At 48.0% G+C, this 21,685-nt stretch carries 21 protein-coding genes and 1 pseudogene; 9 read left to right on the forward strand and 13 right to left on the reverse strand.

Features of this window, described 5'->3' with window-relative positions:
- The first annotated feature begins 412 nt into the window (after positions 1-412).
- Positions 413-967 (forward strand): cytochrome b, encoded by a 555-nt coding sequence (locus tag DMB82_RS12115; RefSeq protein ID WP_102119057.1) that lies wholly within the window; start codon positions 413-415, stop codon positions 965-967.
- A gap of 29 nt (positions 968-996) precedes the next feature.
- Positions 997-1,572, forward strand: coding sequence for a YceI family protein (locus tag DMB82_RS12120; RefSeq protein ID WP_102119078.1), 576 nt, complete (start codon positions 997-999; stop codon positions 1,570-1,572).
- Between the two features lie 73 nt (positions 1,573-1,645).
- Here the strand turns inward: DMB82_RS12120 and trhO are convergent, their stop codons facing one another.
- A complete protein-coding gene (gene trhO, locus DMB82_RS12125) occupies positions 1,646-2,713 on the reverse strand; it encodes an oxygen-dependent tRNA uridine(34) hydroxylase TrhO (RefSeq protein WP_116163062.1) in 1,068 nt (355 codons plus the stop codon).
- 216 nt (positions 2,714-2,929) lie between these two features.
- On the opposite strand from trhO, the gene DMB82_RS12130 reads away from it, so the two are divergent.
- Together DMB82_RS12130 and DMB82_RS12135 are read left to right on the forward strand one after the other, a co-directional pair.
- Entirely contained in the window at positions 2,930-4,024 is a 1,095-nt protein-coding gene (locus DMB82_RS12130) for an NADH:flavin oxidoreductase/NADH oxidase (RefSeq protein ID WP_102119055.1), read from the forward strand.
- A 253-nt stretch (positions 4,025-4,277) separates the two neighbouring features.
- Positions 4,278-5,198 (forward strand): Kdo(2)-lipid IV(A) acyltransferase, encoded by a 921-nt coding sequence (locus DMB82_RS12135; RefSeq protein ID WP_102119054.1) that lies wholly within the window; start codon positions 4,278-4,280, stop codon positions 5,196-5,198.
- A gap of 118 nt (positions 5,199-5,316) precedes the next feature.
- Here the strand turns inward: DMB82_RS12135 and mdoH are convergent, their stop codons facing one another.
- Positions 5,317-7,881 (reverse strand): glucans biosynthesis glucosyltransferase MdoH, encoded by a 2,565-nt coding sequence (mdoH, locus tag DMB82_RS12140; protein ID WP_102119053.1) that lies wholly within the window; start codon positions 7,879-7,881, stop codon positions 5,317-5,319.
- Entirely contained in the window at positions 7,874-9,376 is a 1,503-nt protein-coding gene (locus DMB82_RS12145; protein ID WP_102119077.1) for a glucan biosynthesis protein G, read from the reverse strand. The genes mdoH and DMB82_RS12145 overlap by 8 nt, the downstream gene beginning before the upstream one ends.
- 443 nt (positions 9,377-9,819) lie before the next feature.
- Between DMB82_RS12145 and DMB82_RS12150 the strand changes: the two genes are divergently transcribed.
- Together DMB82_RS12150 and DMB82_RS12155 are read left to right on the forward strand one after the other, a co-directional pair.
- Entirely contained in the window at positions 9,820-10,317 is a 498-nt protein-coding gene (locus DMB82_RS12150; RefSeq protein WP_116163064.1) for a DUF2946 domain-containing protein, read from the forward strand.
- Positions 10,318-10,417: 100 nt separating this feature from the next.
- Entirely contained in the window at positions 10,418-11,944 is a 1,527-nt protein-coding gene (locus tag DMB82_RS12155) for a PepSY-associated TM helix domain-containing protein (RefSeq protein ID WP_102119051.1), read from the forward strand.
- A 109-nt stretch (positions 11,945-12,053) separates the two neighbouring features.
- Here the strand turns inward: DMB82_RS12155 and DMB82_RS12160 are convergent, their stop codons facing one another.
- The 4 genes from DMB82_RS12160 to DMB82_RS12175 form a co-directional block, all read right to left on the reverse strand.
- Positions 12,054-13,718 (reverse strand): methyl-accepting chemotaxis protein, encoded by a 1,665-nt coding sequence (locus DMB82_RS12160; protein WP_102119050.1) that lies wholly within the window; start codon positions 13,716-13,718, stop codon positions 12,054-12,056.
- A gap of 857 nt (positions 13,719-14,575) precedes the next feature.
- Complete coding sequence (locus DMB82_RS12165; protein ID WP_102119049.1) at positions 14,576-14,857, reverse strand: hypothetical protein; 282 nt, start codon at positions 14,855-14,857, stop codon at positions 14,576-14,578.
- 167 nt (positions 14,858-15,024) lie between these two features.
- Entirely contained in the window at positions 15,025-15,249 is a 225-nt protein-coding gene (locus tag DMB82_RS12170; protein ID WP_116163066.1) for a hypothetical protein, read from the reverse strand.
- A 15-nt stretch (positions 15,250-15,264) separates the two neighbouring features.
- Positions 15,265-16,305, reverse strand: coding sequence for an IS630 family transposase (locus DMB82_RS12175; RefSeq protein WP_228399992.1), 1,041 nt, complete (start codon positions 16,303-16,305; stop codon positions 15,265-15,267).
- Positions 16,306-16,625: 320 nt separating this feature from the next.
- Here DMB82_RS12175 and DMB82_RS12180 point away from each other — a divergent pair, with 320 nt between their 5' ends.
- Both DMB82_RS12180 and DMB82_RS12185 read left to right on the forward strand, forming a co-directional pair.
- On the forward strand, positions 16,626-16,811 hold the full coding sequence (locus DMB82_RS12180; protein ID WP_102119047.1) for a GhoT/OrtT family toxin: 186 nt from the start codon (positions 16,626-16,628) through the stop codon (positions 16,809-16,811).
- A gap of 83 nt (positions 16,812-16,894) precedes the next feature.
- Complete coding sequence (locus tag DMB82_RS12185; RefSeq protein WP_116164261.1) at positions 16,895-17,401, forward strand: 2-thiouracil desulfurase family protein; 507 nt, start codon at positions 16,895-16,897, stop codon at positions 17,399-17,401.
- A gap of 55 nt (positions 17,402-17,456) precedes the next feature.
- Here DMB82_RS12185 and DMB82_RS12190 read toward each other — a convergent pair whose 3' ends face one another.
- The 6 genes and pseudogenes from DMB82_RS12190 to DMB82_RS12215 form a co-directional block, all read right to left on the reverse strand.
- Complete coding sequence (locus DMB82_RS12190; protein ID WP_102119045.1) at positions 17,457-17,885, reverse strand: universal stress protein; 429 nt, start codon at positions 17,883-17,885, stop codon at positions 17,457-17,459.
- A gap of 164 nt (positions 17,886-18,049) precedes the next feature.
- Positions 18,050-18,379, reverse strand: a complete 330-nt coding sequence (locus DMB82_RS12195; protein ID WP_338044899.1) for a GNAT family N-acetyltransferase — start codon at positions 18,377-18,379, stop codon at positions 18,050-18,052.
- An 82-nt stretch (positions 18,380-18,461) separates the two neighbouring features.
- A pseudogene (locus DMB82_RS12200) lies at positions 18,462-18,701 on the reverse strand (transposase); the annotation flags it as partial.
- A 302-nt stretch (positions 18,702-19,003) separates the two neighbouring features.
- Positions 19,004-19,399 carry a nuclear transport factor 2 family protein gene (locus tag DMB82_RS12205; RefSeq protein ID WP_102119075.1) on the reverse strand — a complete coding sequence of 132 codons (396 nt, stop codon included), beginning with the start codon at positions 19,397-19,399 and terminating at the stop codon, positions 19,004-19,006.
- A gap of 5 nt (positions 19,400-19,404) precedes the next feature.
- Positions 19,405-20,253 (reverse strand): MBL fold metallo-hydrolase, encoded by an 849-nt coding sequence (locus tag DMB82_RS12210; protein WP_226887659.1) that lies wholly within the window; start codon positions 20,251-20,253, stop codon positions 19,405-19,407.
- A gap of 128 nt (positions 20,254-20,381) precedes the next feature.
- Positions 20,382-20,600 carry a hypothetical protein gene (locus DMB82_RS12215; protein ID WP_189338678.1) on the reverse strand — a complete coding sequence of 73 codons (219 nt, stop codon included), beginning with the start codon at positions 20,598-20,600 and terminating at the stop codon, positions 20,382-20,384.
- A 77-nt stretch (positions 20,601-20,677) separates the two neighbouring features.
- On the opposite strand from DMB82_RS12215, the gene DMB82_RS12220 reads away from it, so the two are divergent.
- Complete coding sequence (locus DMB82_RS12220) at positions 20,678-21,598, forward strand: LysR family transcriptional regulator (protein ID WP_102119043.1); 921 nt, start codon at positions 20,678-20,680, stop codon at positions 21,596-21,598.
- Positions 21,599-21,685: the final 87 nt, after the last annotated feature.

Consider the following 21,685-nt stretch of genomic DNA (forward strand, 5'->3'; position numbering starts at 1 on the left):
TTTTTTGAAAACAGTTGCTTTAATAACCACACCGCCTTATTGGCGGTGTGGTTATTTTAGGCTTGTTCTCATTTCTTTTTATAGCATCGATAGATTAAACCACACTCGCCTGATTTTATATCTCAATAATCACCCACTACATCATTATTCAACTAATCGAGTGTCTTTCCGGCACAATTAATTTAATTAGCCGCCATCTTTATTTATCTTTCACCTGAAAACAGGCATCAGGAATATCTATTTCTAGTAAAGAACTTCCATAACCAAATTGAATAAATTATGAATTTAAATTCAAAAAAATTGTTCATAATTATGATAATGTTGCAATTTGAAATTTTATGTTGATTTTATGTTTCTTCCTGTTAAATTTCGCCGGATTGACTACATTACCGATCTGATAAGGAGTATCACCATGCTTTGGCGTAATACCTCTTCTCGTTATGGCCATATCAGCATTCTTTTGCACTGGATTGCAGCGTTAACCGTTTATGGTATGTTCGCTTTAGGGCTGTGGATGGTTACATTAGGGTACTACAATATTTGGTATCACCGTGCCCCAGAGATTCATAAAGCGATTGGCGTGCTGTTATTTGCCATCTTAATCTTTCGCGTGGTATGGCGTTTTATCTCCCCACCACCTCCACCGTTGAAAAGCTACTCCACATTAACCCGCGTCAGCGCGACGCTGGCTCATATTGCGCTTTATGTCATTCTTTTCGCCATTCTCATTAGTGGATATCTCATTTCCACTGCCGAAGGGCATTCTATCTCAGTTTTTGGCTGGTTTTCTGTTCCGGCCATTGTCAGCGGCTTGACGGATCAGGCCGATATAGCAGGCGACGTGCATCTTTATCTTGCATGGGCGGTGGTTGCCTTATCAGCGCTGCACGGTTTAGCCGCATTAAAACACCACTTTATCGATGGTGATAACACGTTGAAACGGATGTTGGGTCGCAACGTTCCTTAACTTTCTGGATTTATGGAGAAATACCAATGCTGAAGAAAACACTACTGAGCCTAACAGCAGTATCCATGCTTGCCTCTGCCGGTTCTGCCCTGGCGGCAGAGTACAAGTTCGATAAAGAAGGCCAGCACGCGTTTATCGAATTCCGCATTAAACACCTCGGTTATAGCTGGCTTTACGGCAGCTTTAACGACTTCGATGGCACTTTTACCTTTGATGAAAAAAATCCATCAGCGGAGAAAGTGAATGTCACTATCAATACCAACAGCGTTGACACTAACCACGCTGAACGTGACAAGCACCTTCGCAGTGCAGAATTTTTAAACGTTATCAAGCATCCGCAAGCAACGTTTACGTCAACTGAAGTGAAGAAAGACGGTGAAGATTACGATATTACCGGCAACCTGACCTTAAATGGCGTCACCAAGCCCGTTAAGCTGGATGCCAAACTCATCGGTCAGGGTGATGACCCATGGGGTAACTATCGTGCAGGATTTCAAGCCGAAGGCACTATCAAGCTGAAAGACTTCAACATTACGACCGATTTGGGTCCAGCTTCACAGGATGTAGAATTAATTATTGCCGTTGAAGGCCTTCGCCAGAAATAAGGCAGCACCGCGCATCAACAGTACACAGCCCTTTCCGTTGGAAAGGGCTTTTTATTGCACGATAAGGCGTTGTCTATTCAGCCTTGTCTTTCGCTACCGGTGCAGGAATGTGCAACATTGACTGCAACAATCCTTTGGATTTATTGAAAATTTTCATCCCATTTTCACGCCCGCTGCGCATCGCCCTTTGTTCTTCTAGCGGCAGCTTCATCTCTTCCTGACACAGCGTACTGCAACAGCCTTCGTATTTTTCGGCACAGCTCGGACATTGGATAAACAGAAGATGGCACCCTTCATTACGGCAGTTAGTGTGGCTATCACACGCCGCTCCGCACTGATGGCAATGCGCGATAACATCATCAGAGATACGCTCTCCCATCCGTTCATCAAACACGAAATTCTTGCCGATAAACTTCAGCGGTAAGCCCTGAGCTTTAGCCTGACGCGTATACTCGATAATACCGCCCTCGACGTGATACACGTTCTTAAAGCCGTGATGCAGCATGTAGGCGCTGGCCTTCTCGCAACGGATACCGCCCGTGCAGTACATGACAATATTTTTATCACGCGCCTCATCCAGCATTTCCACTGCCATCGGCAACTGCTCACGAAAGGTATCCGACGGCACTTCCAGCGCATTCTCGAAATGTCCGACTTCATATTCATAGTGGTTACGCATATCGACGAATACGGTATCAGGATCGTCAGCCATCGCATTAACCTGATCGGCCTTCAGGTATTGCCCGACATTTGCCGGATTAAAGGTAGGATCGTCAATGCCATCGGCGACAATCCGTTCGCGTACTTTCATGCGCAATACCCAGAACGATTTCCCGTCATCTTCCAAAGCAATATTTAAGCGAATCTGATCGAGTGCCGGATGTGCACTGAACAATACAGCTTTGAAGGCATCGAACTGATTATTGGGCACACTGATTTGGGCATTAATCCCTTCAGTGGCAACATAAATACGCCCAAAGACCTTATATTGCTCAAGCTGAATATATAGACGATCGCGAAAGGCTTTTGGATCGTCAATCGTAAAATATTTATAGAAGGAGACTGTGGTACGCGGCTCGGTTTCCGCAAGCATACGCGCCTTCAGTTCCTCATTAGAAATTCGGTTATGTAACACTGGCATGGTGTACGTTCCTGTTTTCATTGAGGTTATCGTGTGACATTCATGACTGGGTCACAGCCTGACACATTGAATCGCCCAGCATCATACCTGATAGCACCAAGCCTGTCAGGGCATGAAATGGATAGCACAACGACAAAGAGTGATCTACCGTAACCCCATGACCTCTGGGATTCATTTTCGCGTTCATGAAGTATCACCATCGAAGGATCTGTCATTATGAGTCAGCTTTTCTCCCCCGTATCACTCGGTAAACTCGAACTGCCCAACCGAATCATCATCGCGCCAATGTGCCAATATTCGGCTGAGGACGGCAAGGCAACAGCCTGGCATACGATGCATTTAGGTAACCTGTCACATTCTGGCGCTGGGCTGCTCATTGTCGAAGCCACAGCAGTCTCACCAGAAGGCAGGATCTCCCCGCACGATCTTGGGCTGTGGGATGATGCGACCGAACAAGCCCTTTCCAACGTGATTCAATCTGTCAAAACTTATTCCGCCATGCCCCTCGGCATACAGCTAGGGCACGCCGGTCGTAAAGCCTCAACGGGAGTTCCCTGGGGCGGACGGGTATTTCTGCGCCCGGAACAGGGGGGTTGGCAGACTATCGCACCATCGGCTGTTCCTTATAACGCAAGTGATGCAACACCACAGGCCATGTCTGAATCACAAATCCGTATGCTAATTGACTCGTTCGTTGACTCAGCTAAACGTGCGGACCGTCTGGGCTTTGACATGATAGAGATTCACGCGGCTCACGGCTATTTACTGCACCAGTTCCTTTCACCGCTGACAAATCAGCGAACAGATAGCTATGGCGGCTCGCTTCAAAGTCGTATGCGGCTGGTCATTGAAATTTACCGCGCGATACGCGACGTTTTCCCTGCGCATAAAGCCGTTGGCGTGCGTATTTCTGCAACAGATGGTGTGGAAGAAGGCTGGGATCTGGAACAGTCTGTACAGCTTAGTAGAGCGCTGCACGAATTAGGCTGTGACTTCATCCATGTTTCCAGCGGCGGGCTATCACCGTTACAGCAGATACATCCTGCGCCTAATTATCAGGTTCCCTATGCGCAGCGGATTAAACAAGAAGTTGGCATCACCACTATCGCCGTGGGGCTGATCACCGAGCCGGAACAGGCTGAAGCGATCGTTGCAACCGGTGAGGCAGACGCTATCGGCCTGGCTCGCGCCATACTCTTCGATCCACGCTGGCCATGGCATGCTGCCGCCCGACTGGGCGCACAGGTATCGGCTCCTCCACAGTATTGGCGCAGCGAGCCACGCTATGCCAGAGGCATTTTCAAGCAGTAATATATGGTGTGTCAGGCGATCCTATCAGGGTCGCCTCTTCCTCCTTTCACCATGTCCATGCCACCAAAGGTCAAAACTCATTCTCTGGGAATGATACGATTAAGATCGTTTTCTGCATAAAAATCAGCCAATAAGGCGGCAATAATTTGTTTTATTGGCAAAGCACCGCAATAATCTATCTTGCAGTTAACCATTAATTCGATTTTTTAACGGTTCGCGTGCTGACTAGCACCAAAATATTAATACTGAGACCATGACCCAAATCCCTTCTTTTAATCGTTCATTGCTACATCCACGCTACTGGCTCACTTGGTTGGGTATCGGCATCCTCTACCTGATCGTTTTATTGCCCTACCCCGTTATTTATCGTATCGGTACTGCGCTCGGCTATCTGGCTATGCGCCTACTGCCAAAGCGCGTCGAGATCGCCACCCGCAACCTTGAACTGTGTTTCCCCGATATGCCACAGGCTGAGCGTGATGAATTAGTCAGAAAGAATTTTGAATCGGTCGGCATGGGCGTAGTTGAAACGGGTATGGCTTGGTTTTGGCCAAACTGGCGTCTCGAACGCTGGTTTACGGTGACAGGCCTTGAGCACATATGCCATGAGAACGAACGGGAGCAAGGCGTATTGCTGATCGGACTGCATTTTTTAACGTTGGAACTTGGTGCGCGAGTTTTTGGTATGCACAATCCGGGAATCGGCGTGTATCGCCCGAATGATAACAAGCTGATTGACTGGTTACAGACATGGGGAAGACTGCGTTCCAATAAATCTATGCTAGACCGGAAAGATATTAAGGGTATGATACGCGCCCTCAAACAGGGTGACATCATCTGGTATGCCCCAGATCATGATTATGGACCGCGCAGTAGCGTATTCGCTCCGCTGTTTGCCGTAGACACCGCAGCAACGACCCGAGGGAGTTATATGCTGATAAAAACAGCACGCCCGGCGGTCATCCCTTTTGTGCCTCGCCGGCTGCCTGACGGCAAAGGCTATGAGCTACTGATCCAACCTGCGGAGCAGGATGCACCGGTAGATAATGAAACTGCGACTGCCGTTTGGATGAACAACGTTGTTGAACAGAACATTCTGCTCGCACTGGATCAATACATGTGGCTGCATCGCCGTTTTAAAACACGCCCAGAAGGCGAACCATCCCTTTATTAAGGAATGCACTACTGTAATCTCAGGAACTGCGACACCTTATGACAGACGAAAAAAAAGCAACGGCATTGATTGCCGTTGCTTTATCTTTCATGCTACTCATTTTCTACACTACAAGCAGTTAGCTTTTGATATGAGGTGCGGGAAGTTTCTGGTAAGACTCAACCCACGCAGCATACGCTTCCGGTTTTTGCCACACATGGTAGTGCAAGCGCGAGATTGTAACGGGATCGCTAAGCAATGCCAGACGCTGATTATTGCTCACCTCTTCTGGCTTACGACTCAAGGCATCACGTACATTCTGCTCACGTACGTCTTCAATTGCTTGGCTAAAACGATGACGCGCCGTTGCCATTGCACTGGCAAGAGCGTTAACTGACGGATCAAAGACAGCCTGCATAAACCCATTATCGAGTCTACGCTGGTGGTTCAACCGGCAATATTCATCCGTAGCGACCAATTCGCGTGGAGGATTAAACTCTTCCGGTATCATCAACAGCTTGGCACGCTTACAACCCAGCCCCAATGACGCGCGGCTCGAATAAACCGAAACGAACGGCGACAAAATCAGTGAGAAGACGATCGGAGCCAGCCACCACAAGAAGCGTAGGTCCAGCCATGCCATGCCAATCGCCCAGACCAGCCCCAGAATCAACTGAGAACCGTGGCGCACAAACGCCTCACTCCAGGGGGTCGCATCGTCGTCACGCTGTGGAGAATTCCACTGCACCGACCAGCCGAGAAACGCACTGACAACAAACACCGTATGGAACAGCATACGAACCGGTGCCAGCAGAACCGAGAATAGCATTTCCAGCAACAGAGAAAGGAATACCCGCACAGCGCCACCGTACTCTTTTGCCCCTTTCGCCCACACCAGAATCACGCTCAATAGTTTTGGCAAGAACAGCAAGACTAATGTCGTCGAGAAGAGCGCAATCGCCAGCTCTGGCCGCCACTGCGGCCAGACGGGGAATAGCTGTCGGGGTTGCAAGAAATACTGTGGTTCCATCAGCGTATGCACAACCTGTAAGGCTGTAGAAAGCATCAGGAACAGAAACCACAGAGGTGCAGACAGATAAGACATCACACCGGTAAGGAAAACGGCACGGTGAACAGGATGCATACCTTTAACCAAGAACAACCTGAAATTCATCAGGTTACCATGGCACCAGCGGCGGTCACGTTTCAGTTCATCCAGCAGGTTAGGCGGTAGTTCTTCATAACTTCCCGGCAGGTCGTATGCGATCCATACGCCCCATCCTGCACGACGCATCAGCGCCGCTTCAACGAAGTCGTGAGACAGAATCGCACCAGCAAACGAACCTTCACCCGGCAGCGGTGCCAGAGCACAGTGCTCGATGAACGGTTTAACGCGGATAATCGCGTTATGTCCCCAGTAGTGTGACTCACCTAGTTGCCAAAAATGCAGGCCAGCGGTGAACAACGGGCCGTAAACACGCGTTGCAAATTGCTGGCAGCGTGCATACAACGTATCCATGCCAGAGGCTTTCGGCGAGGACTGGATGATACCGGCGTTCGGGTTCGCTTCCATCAGTCTGACCAAAGACGTCAGACATTCTCCGCTCATCACGCTATCGGCATCCAGAATAACCATATAGCTATATTGGTTACCCCAGCGGCGGCAAAAATCATCGATATTGCCGCTCTTACGTTTGACACGGCGACGGCGACGGCGATAGAAGATGCGCCCTGCTCCGCCAACATCACGGCACAACTCCATCCAGGCTTTTTGCTCTGCTACGCAGATATTGGGGTCGTTACTGTCGCTCAGGACGTAAATATCAAAATGCTCAAGATTGCCCGTCGCTTCAACCGATTCATACGTCGCACGTAATCCCGCAAACACGCGTTCTACATCTTCATTACAAATCGGCATAATTAACGCCGTGCGATGCTCGGGATTCAGCGCTTCGTTACCCACCGTCGTGGAAGAGATACTGTATTTGTCTCGACCAATTAGCAGTTGCAGGAACCCCATCAGCGCGGTCCAGAACCCGGCCGATACCCAACAAAACAGCACCGCAAACAGAACGAGTATGCCGCTTTGCAACACATAAGGCAGCAACTGCATCACGGAGCGTGTCCAAGGCTGCCCCGCCATTTCGAACGGATCGATCAGCGCCCACCCCTGATAAGGAAGGATGGTTTTCATATACCACGTTGCGATCGCCGTCTGGAACAGCGTCAACGTCAGCAGAATATAGCGACGGATTGTCCCCACCAGACGCCAGCGGTTTTCGGAAATTTTCTCTTCCGGGCTGTAGTGAGGACGAGGCGGTACGGTACGGCCCAACAGACTTTCCCACCAACGAATCAGTGGGTTCGTCCGCCAAACATCAGGGAACATAGAGGCGCGGGTAATGACGGGCATCGCTTTTAATGCCGTCCGCCCTTCCCTGTCTGTGCCGAGCTGCTTACCGTTGTCCAGACCATCAGCCCAGGTCATTTCAAGACGAGCCTGCACGGAATGCAGCGCAGCATCATCTTCAGACTGAACATTGACCTGGCGACCTTCAGACTGGCTATCCTCAGACAAGGCCTGATGCAAAACGGCCTGATCGTTCCAGGCCGCTTGCGGTAATTTTTCGCGAAGAACCTCTGCCTGCGGAGCAGGCAGAGGAAGTTTCTCAATGTAATCGAGAGAAGAAGTTGGCTTATTCATTAGCAGGCAGCTGATTGCTCCAGGTTTCAGTCAATGTCGTCTCGCCATTAACCAACGCAGCTCTCATTTCGGTCGGCTGTTTCGCATCCTTCACACGCAAACGCAGCGTTAGACGCCAGCCATGAGTTACCGGGTTATAGCGAACATTATTTTCTACAATCTCGCCGTTGTCGCCAATGCTGACCTGAGAGGCGACTGGTGCATTCTCATCCAACTCTTTTAAATTCGGTCCAACAAAATCAACAATGTAAGCGATCGTGCCGTCAGGCTGGCGGATCAGGTTAGATTGTTTAACATCACCAGCAGAGCGGCGGGTCTGTTGAACATAGGCAATGTTCGGGGAATGCAGTTGATCTTCGTCACGCGTAAAGTGCAGGCGATATTTAATATCCAGTGGTTTGCCCGTTTCTGGCAACACATCCGGCGTCCAGAAGGCAACGATATTGTCGTTGGTTTCATCCGCGGTAGGGATTTCAACCAGCTCAACTTTCCCTTTGCCCCACTCACCTTTTGGCTCAACCCAGCCACTTGGACGCAGATCGTAACGGTCATCAAGATCTTCGTAGGCAGCAAAATCACGGCCACGCTGCAACAGACCAAACCCTTTCGGATTTTCTACCGCATACGTACTCACGGACAGGTGCTTAGGATTATTCAGAGGACGCCAAATCCATTCACCATTACCGGCATGAATTGACAGACCGTTAGAGTCATTCAGCGCTGGACGGTAGTTCAGCGTCGGCGATGGCTGGTTCGGCCCAAACAGATACATACTGGTCAGCGGAGCAATGCCCAGCTTGCCCACTTTATCGCGCAGGAAAACTTTAGCCTGAACGTCTACGACGCTGTCACGACCAGGATAAACGGTAAAACGGTAAGCCCCAGCAGCACGTGGCGAATCCAACAGCGCATAAATCACCAGGTGTTTATCATTTGGTTTGGGGCGTTCAATCCAAAACTCACGGAAACGCGGGAACTCTTCGCCAGAAGGCAAAGCCGTATCGATAGCCAGACCACGGGCGGACAAGCCATAAATTTGGCCTTTACCTACCACACGGAAATAACTGGCACCTAGCATGCTGACGATTTCATCGTTCTTATCGGCTTTATTGATCGGATAGAGAACTTTAAAACCGGCAAAGCCAAGATTTTTAACCGTTTCAGGATCGTGATTAACGGAACCAAAATCAAAATACTCAGAAGAGTATTTAATCTCATCAACCGTTGTCGCCGTCACTTCATTAATTTTCACCGGAGTATCGAAATACATCCCCTGATGGTAAAACTGGAGCTTGAAAGGCGTCTGTACATTATTCCAGTATGATTTATCGTTATTGAAACGAATCTGCTGGTAGTCCGCAAATTTCATATCACGAAATTGCGCAGGCAGATTACTTTTCGGTGCTTCAAAACCCTTTTGAGCCAGCTTTTCAGCCTGCTGCGCCACATCATCAATAGAAAATGCCCAAGCAGGCACTGCGCTTACAGACAGCATAACGGCCGCGGACAGCCAGCGAAGGCTAGCAACCCGCTGTTTAAACCCAAATTTATTATCCAGCACAGCTCCCCCTGTTGGTGTGCTCCAATCAACTAAAATCCATATTAATGGATAAGTTAGCTTTCCCACAACTTGATAAAGATATTGTCCATCATAATAGGTCAGCGTTTAAACAACGAGAACGATAAAGCATGATAAACCGAGCTGTAAAATGGAAAACAGCCACGGACTATAGCGAATATCAACCTGCGCGTGCGTAGGATTATTCCGTTTACGCCCATGCCATTTCCTCTTGCTCCACCGATAAAAACCGTAACGGATAGCGACGACGGTTCACATGACGTGTGAAGAATACCGAATATAAACATTTGTGTAACAATGCAGGGACAGGTTAAAGTACACGCCTTGGCTGAACCCGGTATTGTTGAATTAAGACTGCTATGCTTTTGTCCGCGCTACAACGGCGAAGTTTCCCAGCCTGGGTCGGCATCTTCGCTATTTTGACCATATTCATTGCACCAGTGATTTCACAAACACTCGTGCTTAATGGGGCTCATACTCATGAAAATGGTACAAGCACGCTTGGTTCTACGACACATAGTGCTACGGCACATACGACCCGCGCGTATGATACAGCAGCATCCACCGGACACAGTGGCAGTATAGCCGAACCGCATCATAATCATACCGGACAGGAGATGTTCGGGCATCACGCGACGCAATCACACCATTCTCCCTCATCACCGTCCATGATGATGGATCATGCTGCTTGCGGTTATTGCGTACTCTTTTCGTATACGCCAGCGTTGTTCGCAACCCGCTCACCCCCCCCCATACTGACGACGTCTTTATCTAAAGCGCTGATTATTCACTTTATCTCCCGCACTGTCCTTCCCGAACGTTATGCTTCTCCTGTCGTCCGCGCCCCGCCTTTCTGAATCACGCATCATCATTTATGTGCATTTATAACGCATCACGCTATACCCTTTTCAGGTGTGGCGTTTGATTATTTTTTGCTAAATGATTTTAGAGGGTTCTATGTCACACCCCAATAAGGCATCAACCACTGTCGCCGCCTCTGGCGCGCGCTCATCTGGGAAAAGTGAGTCGGATAAACACGCGATGGATAATGTATCGCCACGTGCCGCAATTGTTGCCCTGTTCATCCGGCTTCATTTTTATATCGGTATTTTTGTCGGCCCTTTTATTTTTGTCGCCGCTCTCACAGGGACGCTGTATGTCCTGACTCCGCAGATTGAACATCGGCTATATTCACACCAGCTTTTCACCGAAAGTCAGGGTACAACTCACTCTCTGGCGGAGCAAATCCGTGCGGCACAGACGGGGTTTGCTCACCATCAGGGTGCAAAATTACTGGCGATACGTCCTGCACCTGCCGCCGGACAAACTACCCGCGTCATGTTTGCCTTGCCGGAATTGGGGCCATCAGAAAGTCGTGCCGTTTTCATCGATCCCGTGTCGCTGGAAAATCGCGGTAGTGAGATTGTTTACGGCACCAGCGGCATCCTGCCATTCCGTACCTGGCTTGATTACCTGCACCGCGGGCTGCTGTTAGGCGATGTCGGGCGTAATTACAGTGAGCTGGCAGCGTCCTGGCTGTGGGTTGCGGCACTGGGCGGCATTGTTATCTGGTGGTCAACCCGACATCTGTCGTCAGCGGCCAAACGGCGGAAATTTAAAAATAGCCAGACGACGACCGCAAAGACGCAGCGTCTGCGCCACTGGCACGCCACGATGGGGCTGACTCTTGTGCTCGGTTTGCTCTTTTTCTCCGTAACGGGGTTAACCTGGTCGCAGTGGGCGGGAAGCAACATTTCTGTCGCGCGTACCGCGCTAGGGTGGCAGACCCCATCGGTGAACACGCAGTTGCCCGCACCGATGTCTCATCACGATATGATGCACGGTCACAATATGACAGCGATAGTGACGGATGAACACGCTGAACACCATGCGCCGATGCCAATGAGGGATGCTGGAGCCTATTCACTCGCGTTATTTGATGAGATTCTGGCCGCCGCACGTTATGCAGGGATTGATGCGAATAAAATCGAAATCCGCCCAGCCACCAAACCACACCGTGCCTGGACCGTCAGTGAGATTGATCGTTCCTGGCCAACGCAGGTTGATGCCGTGTCGGTTAACCCAGATACGCTGGAGATTGTAGATAAAACCGATTTCAACACCTTCCCGCTTGCCGCCAAACTCACGCGCTGGGGAGTGGATGCTCACATGGGCGTGTTATTCGGTTTACCCAATCAGCTCATCCTCGCGGCATTTGGTCTTGGGCTCTGTACGATGATTGTATGGGGTTATCGTATGTGGTGGATACGTCGTCCAAAATCTCGCCATGACGCTAGTCCGATCAACACACTAACCGCGGTATTATTACTGGTCTCAGTCTTTCAGCGCGTGCTGATTGCGCTTATTACGCTGCTGCTGGCAGTGAGCTTGCCCGTCATGGGGATCAGCCTGCTCATCTTCCTGCTCATTGATGTTGCTCGGTGGTATATGAATCATCCTAAGCAAACTATCGCTAAAAGCTGATTTCTGTAGTGTCATCATTGCCCGACACGGCAATAAAAAACCGCCATTGTGTTACACAACGTGTGCACACAATGGCGGTCAATCAGCCACACAAGTTAACGGTAAGACGTTAGAACGTGGTCCAGTCTGCTAACTCACCTTTGGCTGCCGTTTTTTCTGTACGGTCATTTTTAGGCGCAGCCAGTGCAGGCGCTTCTGCTTTTCTACTTAACGAAGCGCTTTTATACGATGCGCCAAGATTGAACACACTGACCGTACGCGCGAGGTTATTTGCCTGATCCTGTAAAGAGAGCGCAGCGGCGGCAGATTCTTCAACCAATGCGGCGTTTTGCTGAGTTGTGGTATCAATCTGCCCAACGGCCAGGTTGATCTGATTGATTCCATCGCTTTGCTCACGGCTGGCCTGCGCAATCTCGCTGATGAGTCCTGTTACACCCTGCACGTTCATCACCAGTGAGTTCATCGTAACGCCCGTTTCTTCTACCAGCCCCATGCCGTCTTGTACTTTCTTGAACGAATCATCGATAAGCTCTTTGATTTCTTTTGCCGCCGTAGCGCTTCTCTGAGCCAACGCACGGACCTCGCTGGCGACAACAGCAAACCCTCTCCCCTGTTCACCCGCTCGCGCCGCTTCAACGGCTGCATTCAGCGCCAGAATATTAGTTTGGAATGCAATGCCATCAATCACGCCGATAATTTCCGCCATACGCTGTGATGAATCCCGGATACCACGCATTTCCTGCGTTACCGTTTCCATCATGGCACCGCTTTTTTTCACCGTTGCTGACGCGCTGGCCGCAAGATCTGTCGCCTGCGTTGTATTATCGGCGGTATTTCTTATCGTCGATGTCAATTGTTCCATCGATGACGCCGTTTCTTCCAGCGAGCTTGCCTGTTCTTCCGTTCGGGCAGACAAATCCTGGTTGCCCGCGGCAATCTGCGATGCGGCGCTGGAGATCGTTTCTGCGCCATCGCGCACCTGGCTGACAATCTGCCTTAAACTACTGTTCATATTATTCAAGGCAGATAACAGTTGGCCGGTTTCATCTTTACGACCAGTATAAATTTCAGAGGTCAGATCACCTTTCGCGACATTTTCGGCCACACCCAGTGCTTCTTGTATAGGCTGAGTGACGCTGCGGGTGATCAGTGAAGCAATAATCAATCCAGCCAGCGCGCTGATGATTATGATCGTAGCGAGAACCATCAGCGCATTTTTATAGCTGTCACCCACTTCTCGCGCAGAGGATGACATTTTGTCATCCTGTATGTCGATGAACTCGCTGACTTTGCTGGTGTATTTCGCTTGAGTAACACGCGTTACATTGAAGTACTCTTCGGCAGCGGCAGCGGTGTTCCCTGCCAAGACCAGTGATGAGAGTTTGTTCGCTGAACCAAGGAAATCGCGTCGGATATCGCTAATATCACGCAGTACTGCCAACGATTTATCGTCATTGACAGACTGGTTCAAATACTCCATGAGTTCAGATATCGTTCCTGAACGCCCTTTGTTCAGTGTCAACTGTTTGTTAATTTCGCTTTCTGATTTCAGTAGCAGCAACAACTGCTGGTTATTGAGGTAATTATTCAGTTCATCAATAAGCTTGTTACTTTTGACAGTGAGTGGATAATTTCGCGAAACAATCTCATCCATTTTTCCATGAAAATCACTTAGCTTTGAAATTGCAACACTGCCAATGACCAAAAGCATTAATACTAAAAAAGAAAACCCCGCCCCTAATCGATATCCTATACGCCAGTTGGACAAACTCATTAACATCTCCTTAATTAATTTTCTCTATCTGTATAGATGCATATAATTAAAAAATTAATATTTATTCAATAAATACAGATATCGCCAATACCGTTTTCATAACAAAAAATACACATCTCTGGACAGACTATTTATATGCCCTGGTGAGAAACATAAAAAATATGTAGACAGGCATGCTCATCAAACTACACCCATCACGGTGCAATCGAATTGGTCTAGCCAGATACCGCGCTTGATGCCAGACATCTGCACATACTGGCAGTGGAAAAAATGTCATCCTTTACACCTCATCTTTCACTGCACGTTCCCGTACCATAACTAGCTCCTTACATTTCCATGCCCCATAAAATTCAGGAACATTACCGCTACTGAAATTAGGGTTAAATAGCAGCAATAAGGGTGAATAAAAACCAGAACACGTTTTCCTTACGCCGAAGGGGGTATCGGCCTTTTGTAGATAATCTTTATATTTTCTAACTTATGACATTAATATCTATTAAATCGATCATTTTCTTATAATCTATCTATTTATAAGATATACACTTTTCAGGAAGGATAAGCTTTGTATTTAGGATGTAACAAAAAAATCAAAAATAAAAGATAACGATTCGTTATAAAATTAAATAAACACCGTTTAATTTTATATTGTTATTGCATGGGAACTGGTAATGAATAAGATCAAAAAAATAAGGACGATAGAATAATTTCTAGTGATTTTCGATTTCTATGAAAGCAATATTACGGACAGAACGCCTTGAAAAAAATACGCACCCAGATGTCTTTTATCGAGACGTCTGGGTGCGTATTTTGTTATTTACTTTTTGAATCGTTCAAAGATTCAACGTCACATTCCAGCATTACTTTTTCTTGGAAGCCGCTTTAGATTTACCTTTCAGCAATTCCCGGATTTTCTTTAGCTCTTTCTGCGTCAGCGGCACTTCTGCACCGACTTCTTCTGTCCCCTGGCTGTCGACCGATTCAGAAGACAGTTCAGAGGCCTGGTGGCTTTCATCAAAGCTCCTCAGTAACCGGGCACTAACTTCTGCACTGATAGATACTTCGTTTTCCAGAGCAGCCGCTTTGATTTTTTCTTTCAGCTCTGGGGAAATCTTCAGGGACAGGCTAGATATCTCACTCATTTTATTACCTTTCTCATGGGGTAAAATAGTAAGCTATGACAGCCAGCCTACAATGTCCATACTGAAATAAAAATTTAATATTTCTGTCACAGAAATAGTTTAATTGTTCCCTTAGCAAAGAGATTATTATTTCGCTATTTTTATTTCCCTGCCGAATGTTATGTATTTCAATTTTTCACTCTCCAGTCATCAATCATTTTTCTGGTCACGTCGTCTTTGTAACAAATTGGCGAATCGCCGCCTGCCCGACTCCATGCGCTACGCTTACCGCACTTTCTACCATTACGTGCTGAATTATAAGGACAAGGGCAATTACCAGAATAAGACGAAATCGATTCCTGAATAATCTTTTCTTTGATCTGTTCATCAGAAATCCGAGAATTTTTCGCCATACTAAATAGCTTCGCCTAATACCGCTCCACTTTAGCCAGACCATGCTGATTGCCGGGGAACGGTGAAGCGGCATTCATAAATAATTTTACCTGTTCCAGTAACTGCCACATATACCGGCACTGATGGTTACGCGTTATCGTTTCGTGTAACGACAACCACAGCAACTCGATTGGATTCAGCCACGGCGAATACGTGGGCAGGAACAACAACCGGAACTTCGTATTTTTTCCCAGCCACTTTTTCACCTTGTGGCTTTTATGAATGATGTAATTATCAACGACCAGCGTAATGGTTTTCGCTCGCCGATATGTCCGCCGTAATGTCTCTAACAGATTGATAAATAAATCAGAACACTTTTTACTGCCGCCAACGTAATGAACTCGTCCCGTATCCGAATGCAGTGCCCCTGCCAGATAATACTTTTGGTTCTGTCCCGGCGTAGTAATACGTTTCTGTTGCCCTTTGAGCATCCAGTCCGCGCCGATTTTCGGGTTCAGGTCGATATCTACTTCATCCTGATAAAACACGGGATGCTCTGTTTGTTTCCGAGAGACCGCTTGTTCGATGGCGAGTCGTTTTTCCTCATAATCTGGGTCTTTGATTTTCAGTGTTGGCGCGGCTCTGCGCCAGACAATGCCCGCTCGTCTCAGATAGCGATGCAACGTGGAAGGATGCAGCGCCACGTTAAAAAGCCGGTTAACGATAAGTGCCAACAACTCGGTGCTCCAGCGGGAGCGCAGCCAGCCAAAATCCTGAGGAGAGCGTTGAATAAGAAGCGGTAGCATATGCAGGATATCAGCGACTGGCCAGCGCGGTGCTCGTCCGGCTTTGAGGCTCTTTAGTCCTTCAACACCATGTAAAGTAAACCAATTTATCCACCTTCCAACGGATGAGCGGGCCGCACAAAGCAGTCTGGCAACGTCGGTGACAGTCATTCCCCGATGCAGCATCAGTATGGCGATGAGTCGTCTGGAGTAATTTTTATCATGTGTCTGTTGGGCTTCTTTACGCATTAGTCGTCGTTCTTCATCAGGGATTGCTGCTATGATCGGCATCGCTCAGTCCGGTTGGTGATTTGTTTTGATTTGGCGATTGATCAGATCGCACAACTCGGACTGAGTTCCCTTCAAGTGATCTACTATTTGGCGAAGTTATTTAGGTGTAGAAACAGAAAGCAGGGCAACAGCACACACCATCGCAACAGCCAGTGTTGTTTTCATACCGAAGGTCTCATTTTAACCAGAGGATAATCACTGTAGTACAAAATACACACCACAGAGCGATGCCTCACGACAAACCATTATGGGTTAAAAAATTGATCATAAAATATTAACAACATAAAATGCAGGCGCTTCGAGGATAAAAGGAAACAAACGTGCCACATCACTCCCTCTGGGAACTCATCAAACTTACCTACACGATCGGCTTTGTCGTTTCCCTGATCGTGACGTTTTTGTTAAGTAGAGACAAATCGCTGTTCATCCGATTCTTTGCCTCCTTACTGGTGGGGCTAACCTGGCCGTTGAGTTTTCCCGTTGTCCTGCTGTTCTCCATTTTTTGAAGCGGCGTTTCTCTTCCAGACAACGAGCATGATGACTCAATGCAGCCACGCCTATGTTCACCTTTTAGAGGGAATGCCCCGCGATGAGTAACATTCTGATCAGCGCCTGTCTGTCTGGTTTTCCCGTTCGCTATAACGGTACTGAAAAGAAATCTGTCGGCGAGTATCTTGCCCAGTGGCGACAACAGGCGAGACTGATTACGTTTTGCCCAGAACTGGCTGCGGGTTTCTCTACACCCAGACCTTCTGCGGAGATTATTCCCACCTCGGGCAGTCATTCTGTCATCAAGGCTGGCGCCAACGTTGTTGAAGCCACTGGCGGCGATGTAACCGAGCGTTATATTCTGGGTGCCTGGCTAACGCTGCAAATGGCACAACAGAATAACTGCCGCTTCGCTCTCCTGACGGAAGGGAGTCCATCCTGTGGTACACACATCATATACAGCGGGCGATTTGATGGTTCGCAAGTAGCAGGCAGCGGCGTCACCGCTGAATTACTGCGTCATCACGGTATTGAAGTATTTTCCGATCGCGAGATCGAGCGGTTGATCGAACGCGTTGAATATTGCGATCACCATGCTAATGCATAGCATGCGCTGCTGCCCCGTAAACAAGCCCAAACGCGGCAGCAGCATTATGCAAAAACTAGCGGACAACTAATACTGACATTCTCGCATGGCGAACAATGGCGGCAGCATTTGAGCCAAGCAGATAGGTTTTCACATTCGGTCGCCGTGACCCAATGACAATTAAATCTGCATTAATCTCCTCCGCCAGCGCTAACACTTCGTCTCTGGCCGATCCGAAGCTGACGCTGCATGACAAACGCGATGCAGGAAGGTCGATCGTTTTCATCAGTGATTTCAGCTTGTCATTCGCTTTCACCACCACTTCGTTCTCAAACTCCTTTATGCCAAAAGAATAAGCAGATAAAAACGCCGACGCATCTGGGAGGGAATGAAAGAGGTGGATTGCGGCACCTGACATTTTAGCCAACCTGACTGCATGCGTAAGCGCGTGTTTGGTAAGTTCATCTTCTTCTATATCTACTGGCACCAGGATGCTCGTGTACATAATCACCTCTCCCCTACGTGGATAACTGATTACCTGTCAGTATGTAAGAAGCGTAGTCTGCCCCTCGTCAGCAAAATATGATCCCGTTCACTTTTACGCATGTTGCCTGCAACTTTTAGCCCAATCGGCGCATAAAGCGAGCCGTTAGGTCACGGATGAATGCTTTAAAGCGATCGTGAATAGATACGTGACGATTCACCCCAGGGGTGATAACCCATTCCGGTAAAGTGAAATCCATACTGTTCATAAAAGCCGAGCAGCTCGGTGCATAAATGCAGCGCAGAAAAACCAGCACATCGGGTTTCCTGAGCAAGATGCTCAATCAACAGCCCCGCATAACCCTTGCCACGATGATCATCTTCAACGTAAAGCACACACAGCCAGGGATAAAGATCCATTCGGCTGATGAAATCATTGGTAATTAACCCCACACCACCAATAATGTGTTCATCCTTTTTCCAGCAGATATCAATCTGGCAATGGATTTTCCGCATCAATGCAGTGGCTGATACAGTCTTCGTAAAGCATCAATGTCTCATCTGATGCCCCAGGGCGGGATTCCACTTTGTGGATAAATTAACCAAAGATAACCTCGCTACGAAAATCTCCTGACCATCCGGCACATTGTCGTTTGCCCGCTATGCTATCTTTTTTTCCTTCATGCTGTTTCAGGACACTCAACGCCACTCGATTGAACAGCGCCATATGCGCTGCCCCTTCCGCGTCTTTCAGGTTCATCTCATCCTCTCTGAAAACCACATCCAATACCCAATGCCGTTGATTTTCTATGCACCAATGCTCGCGTATCATTTTAGCACGGCGGTAAAAGTGAGGAAAATGACGTCCATCAATTCATGCTTTTTATTCGTTTCGCAGCGTGGGTCGGGTATTTCATTGATATAATTAAAGATAGTCATTGTCTTTCACTGAGAGTTAGTGGAGATAAAGCTCAGATCAATAAAATCGAAATAAGTTATCTATTTCAATAAGTAAAGTGGGATCCCGCCCTGGGCTAGCAGTAGATAATTTACGCATCAGCAGGTGTTAACTTTGTTCTATTACCACCTGCTTTGGTAAAATTTCCAGTATGGTGCGAATGTCAGACATGATCTTTGTTATCAAGATCCTGCGAGTGCCCGCTGAACCATGGCGCTGTCGACGTATTGCTCCATATGGACAATTTTCCCGTTTTTAAGTCGATAATGGTGCGCAAAAGAGGCCGTCATCGCTTTGCCAGTTTTTCGGTAAATACCTGAATACACACCAAAGGCTGCAACTTGATCACCATCCGCCAGAAAGGTATGAACTTGTGCCCGATAATCAGTCCATTCAGTAGCCAGCCTTTGGAATACATTGGCCACGATGTCATCCGGGCCGGTATAAGTTCCTGCATAAGGAAAACCGGCAGCTTCAATCCATATGGCATCGGGAGCCAAAGCGGAGAGTAAATTCTGGCCGTTTTCTTCAGACGGCCCTTCGTAGGTAGCTCGAATAATTTCAAGATTTGTCTTCATTGCTGTTATCCCCATGTCATTTCGCCCGTGGCGACCTTAGCCCCGATTTGCAAGGCGATCCCCATTCCAAGATTTGGATAACGTTGGGTCATCGCGTTAATGAGTTCTGCACTGTTTGTTGCCTTAGCTAATTCTTCTTCGAATGCCAGCAGATAGTTTTTGGTATAAGTGATTGCGGAAATATCACTCGCCGCACCGAGTGCTAAATGCCCTGGTATCACCACTGTTGGTTGATGTTCCGCCATGGCATCAAGGTTTTTGATCCAAGCAGCCCTACCCTCTGCGCCTGCGGTGTCTGCGGTCCACACATGAACACCGGAGAAGATCATGACGCCGCCGAAGATGGCATTGATCGATGGAACCCAAAGATAACGGCGGTTCATGATGCCATCGGCATCAACGATTTCGATGGTTTTACCTTCTAGCTCTAAGCTATGACCATCAAATACTTCAGGCATGACCACGTCAGCCATGGTTTGTGGGCCGTTGTCTTTAAGCTGCGGTCCCCATGTTGCCAGTTTTTTATCGACATTCTTTTTTATAGCGTCAATTGTTGCTGATGCAGCAATGACCCGAGCATCAGGGAATGCGGCCTTGATCGGAGCAAGGCTAAAGTAATAATCCGGGTCGCTTTGGCTAATATAGATCGTAGTTAGTTTTTTACCTGAAACCTTGATTGCTTCAGCTATTGTATTGCCATCGGAAAAGGTGAAGCCTGCATCAATTAGAATGGCTTCATGTTCACCGGTGATTAATACCGGTGCACGGAAGAAACCGTGCTCACCAGCGGGGAAATGAGTCCAATTCAAACTGTTTTTATCTGTGTTGGTAGTTACATTTTTTGTCGTCATCATTTTCTCTCTTAAGTATCAATATACTGTTTATTAATAGGGGATTGCTCGACCAGATAAATCTGACTTGTCCTAAACAATCATTAATTGATTTATCAATGCTTCAGGGTTTGAATAAACATCACTGGTATTCAGCATCCAGTGTTTTGTACCCATAGCGGCGATGAAAGTAGGCACGCATAGGCTGCAAATTCATCGGTCATTAATTTTGCTCTTTCGTCTGCAAACAGACCTGTGGGCAATAATTCAACGTTAACGTCAGGGTTCTCATGCAGTTTAGAAATAGTTGCGGTAGCGCCGTAACACCAGCCACATAAGGGGTCAAACAAATAGATAAGTGTCTTGTTCATAGAGAACTCCTTAGTTGATGAAGTGATAATAGATGAGATATATTGACCATTAAATACATACAAAACATACAGACCGTATGCAAAAAGCACACAATAAAAGCGAAGTAGGTTTAGGTGACTTAGGGAATCTAAGACGTCTGGTCTATTTTGTTGCCGTCGTTGAAACAGGATCTTTCACCGCCGCTGCTGAACGTCTCGGGATCACCAAAGCGGTCGTCAGTCAACAGGTCGCTCGGCTCGAAAAAGAGTTCCGCACTTCTCTTTTGGTGCGGACAACACGCAAGGTGCAGGCGACTGAGGCTGGAGAAGCTTTTTATCAGAGGTGCACCCTCATTTTGCATGAAGCCGAAAACGCGTTTAGTGAACTCGCCGAGGTTGCCGCAGAACCGTCGGGTACATTGCGACTGACCGCGCCTTTTGATTACGGCGTCAGCGTTCTTGTGCCCGCCATCGTGGCGTTCAACCAACGCTATCCGAATTGTAAAGTTGATGCGGTTTTTAATGACCAGATCCTTGACCTGATGTCTGGTAACACCGAACTTGCTATTCGCGTTGGGTGGTTGGCTGATAGTAATTTGCAGGCCCGAAAAATCGGTACATTTCGACAACTCTTGGTCGCATCACCAACCATGTATTCCCAGATAAAGCGGCTTAATGCACCGGAAGAGCTTACCCAACTTCCATTTATCGCTAATACAGCTTTGCGTGACCCGCTTCATTGGAATTTCACGCGAGATGGCATTGAACATAGAAGTGTGACGATGCAGGCGTCTATTTTCTTTGATGCCACACTGGCGGTGCGAGAGGCCGTAAGAGAAGGGGCTGGCATTTCCGTATTACCTGATTTTGCAATCAAGGCTGATTTAACAGCAGGGGACCTGATCCATGTTTTACCACAATGGACGTTACCTGCTGGCGGCATTCATGCTGTTTTCCCATCCGCTCGTTTTCGACCCGTCAAAGTTCGCACCTTTGTCGACTTTTTGGCGAGTCGATAGTCTGAGTTTAACTCCGTATCGTCATCGGCAACAATGACAGCAAAACATCGCGTTCTGGCGCGGCATGTGCGGAGTGCCTGGCATCAG

The sequence above is a fragment of the Pectobacterium aquaticum genome (assembly GCF_003382565.3).
Classification (GTDB): domain Bacteria; phylum Pseudomonadota; class Gammaproteobacteria; order Enterobacterales; family Enterobacteriaceae; genus Pectobacterium; species Pectobacterium aquaticum.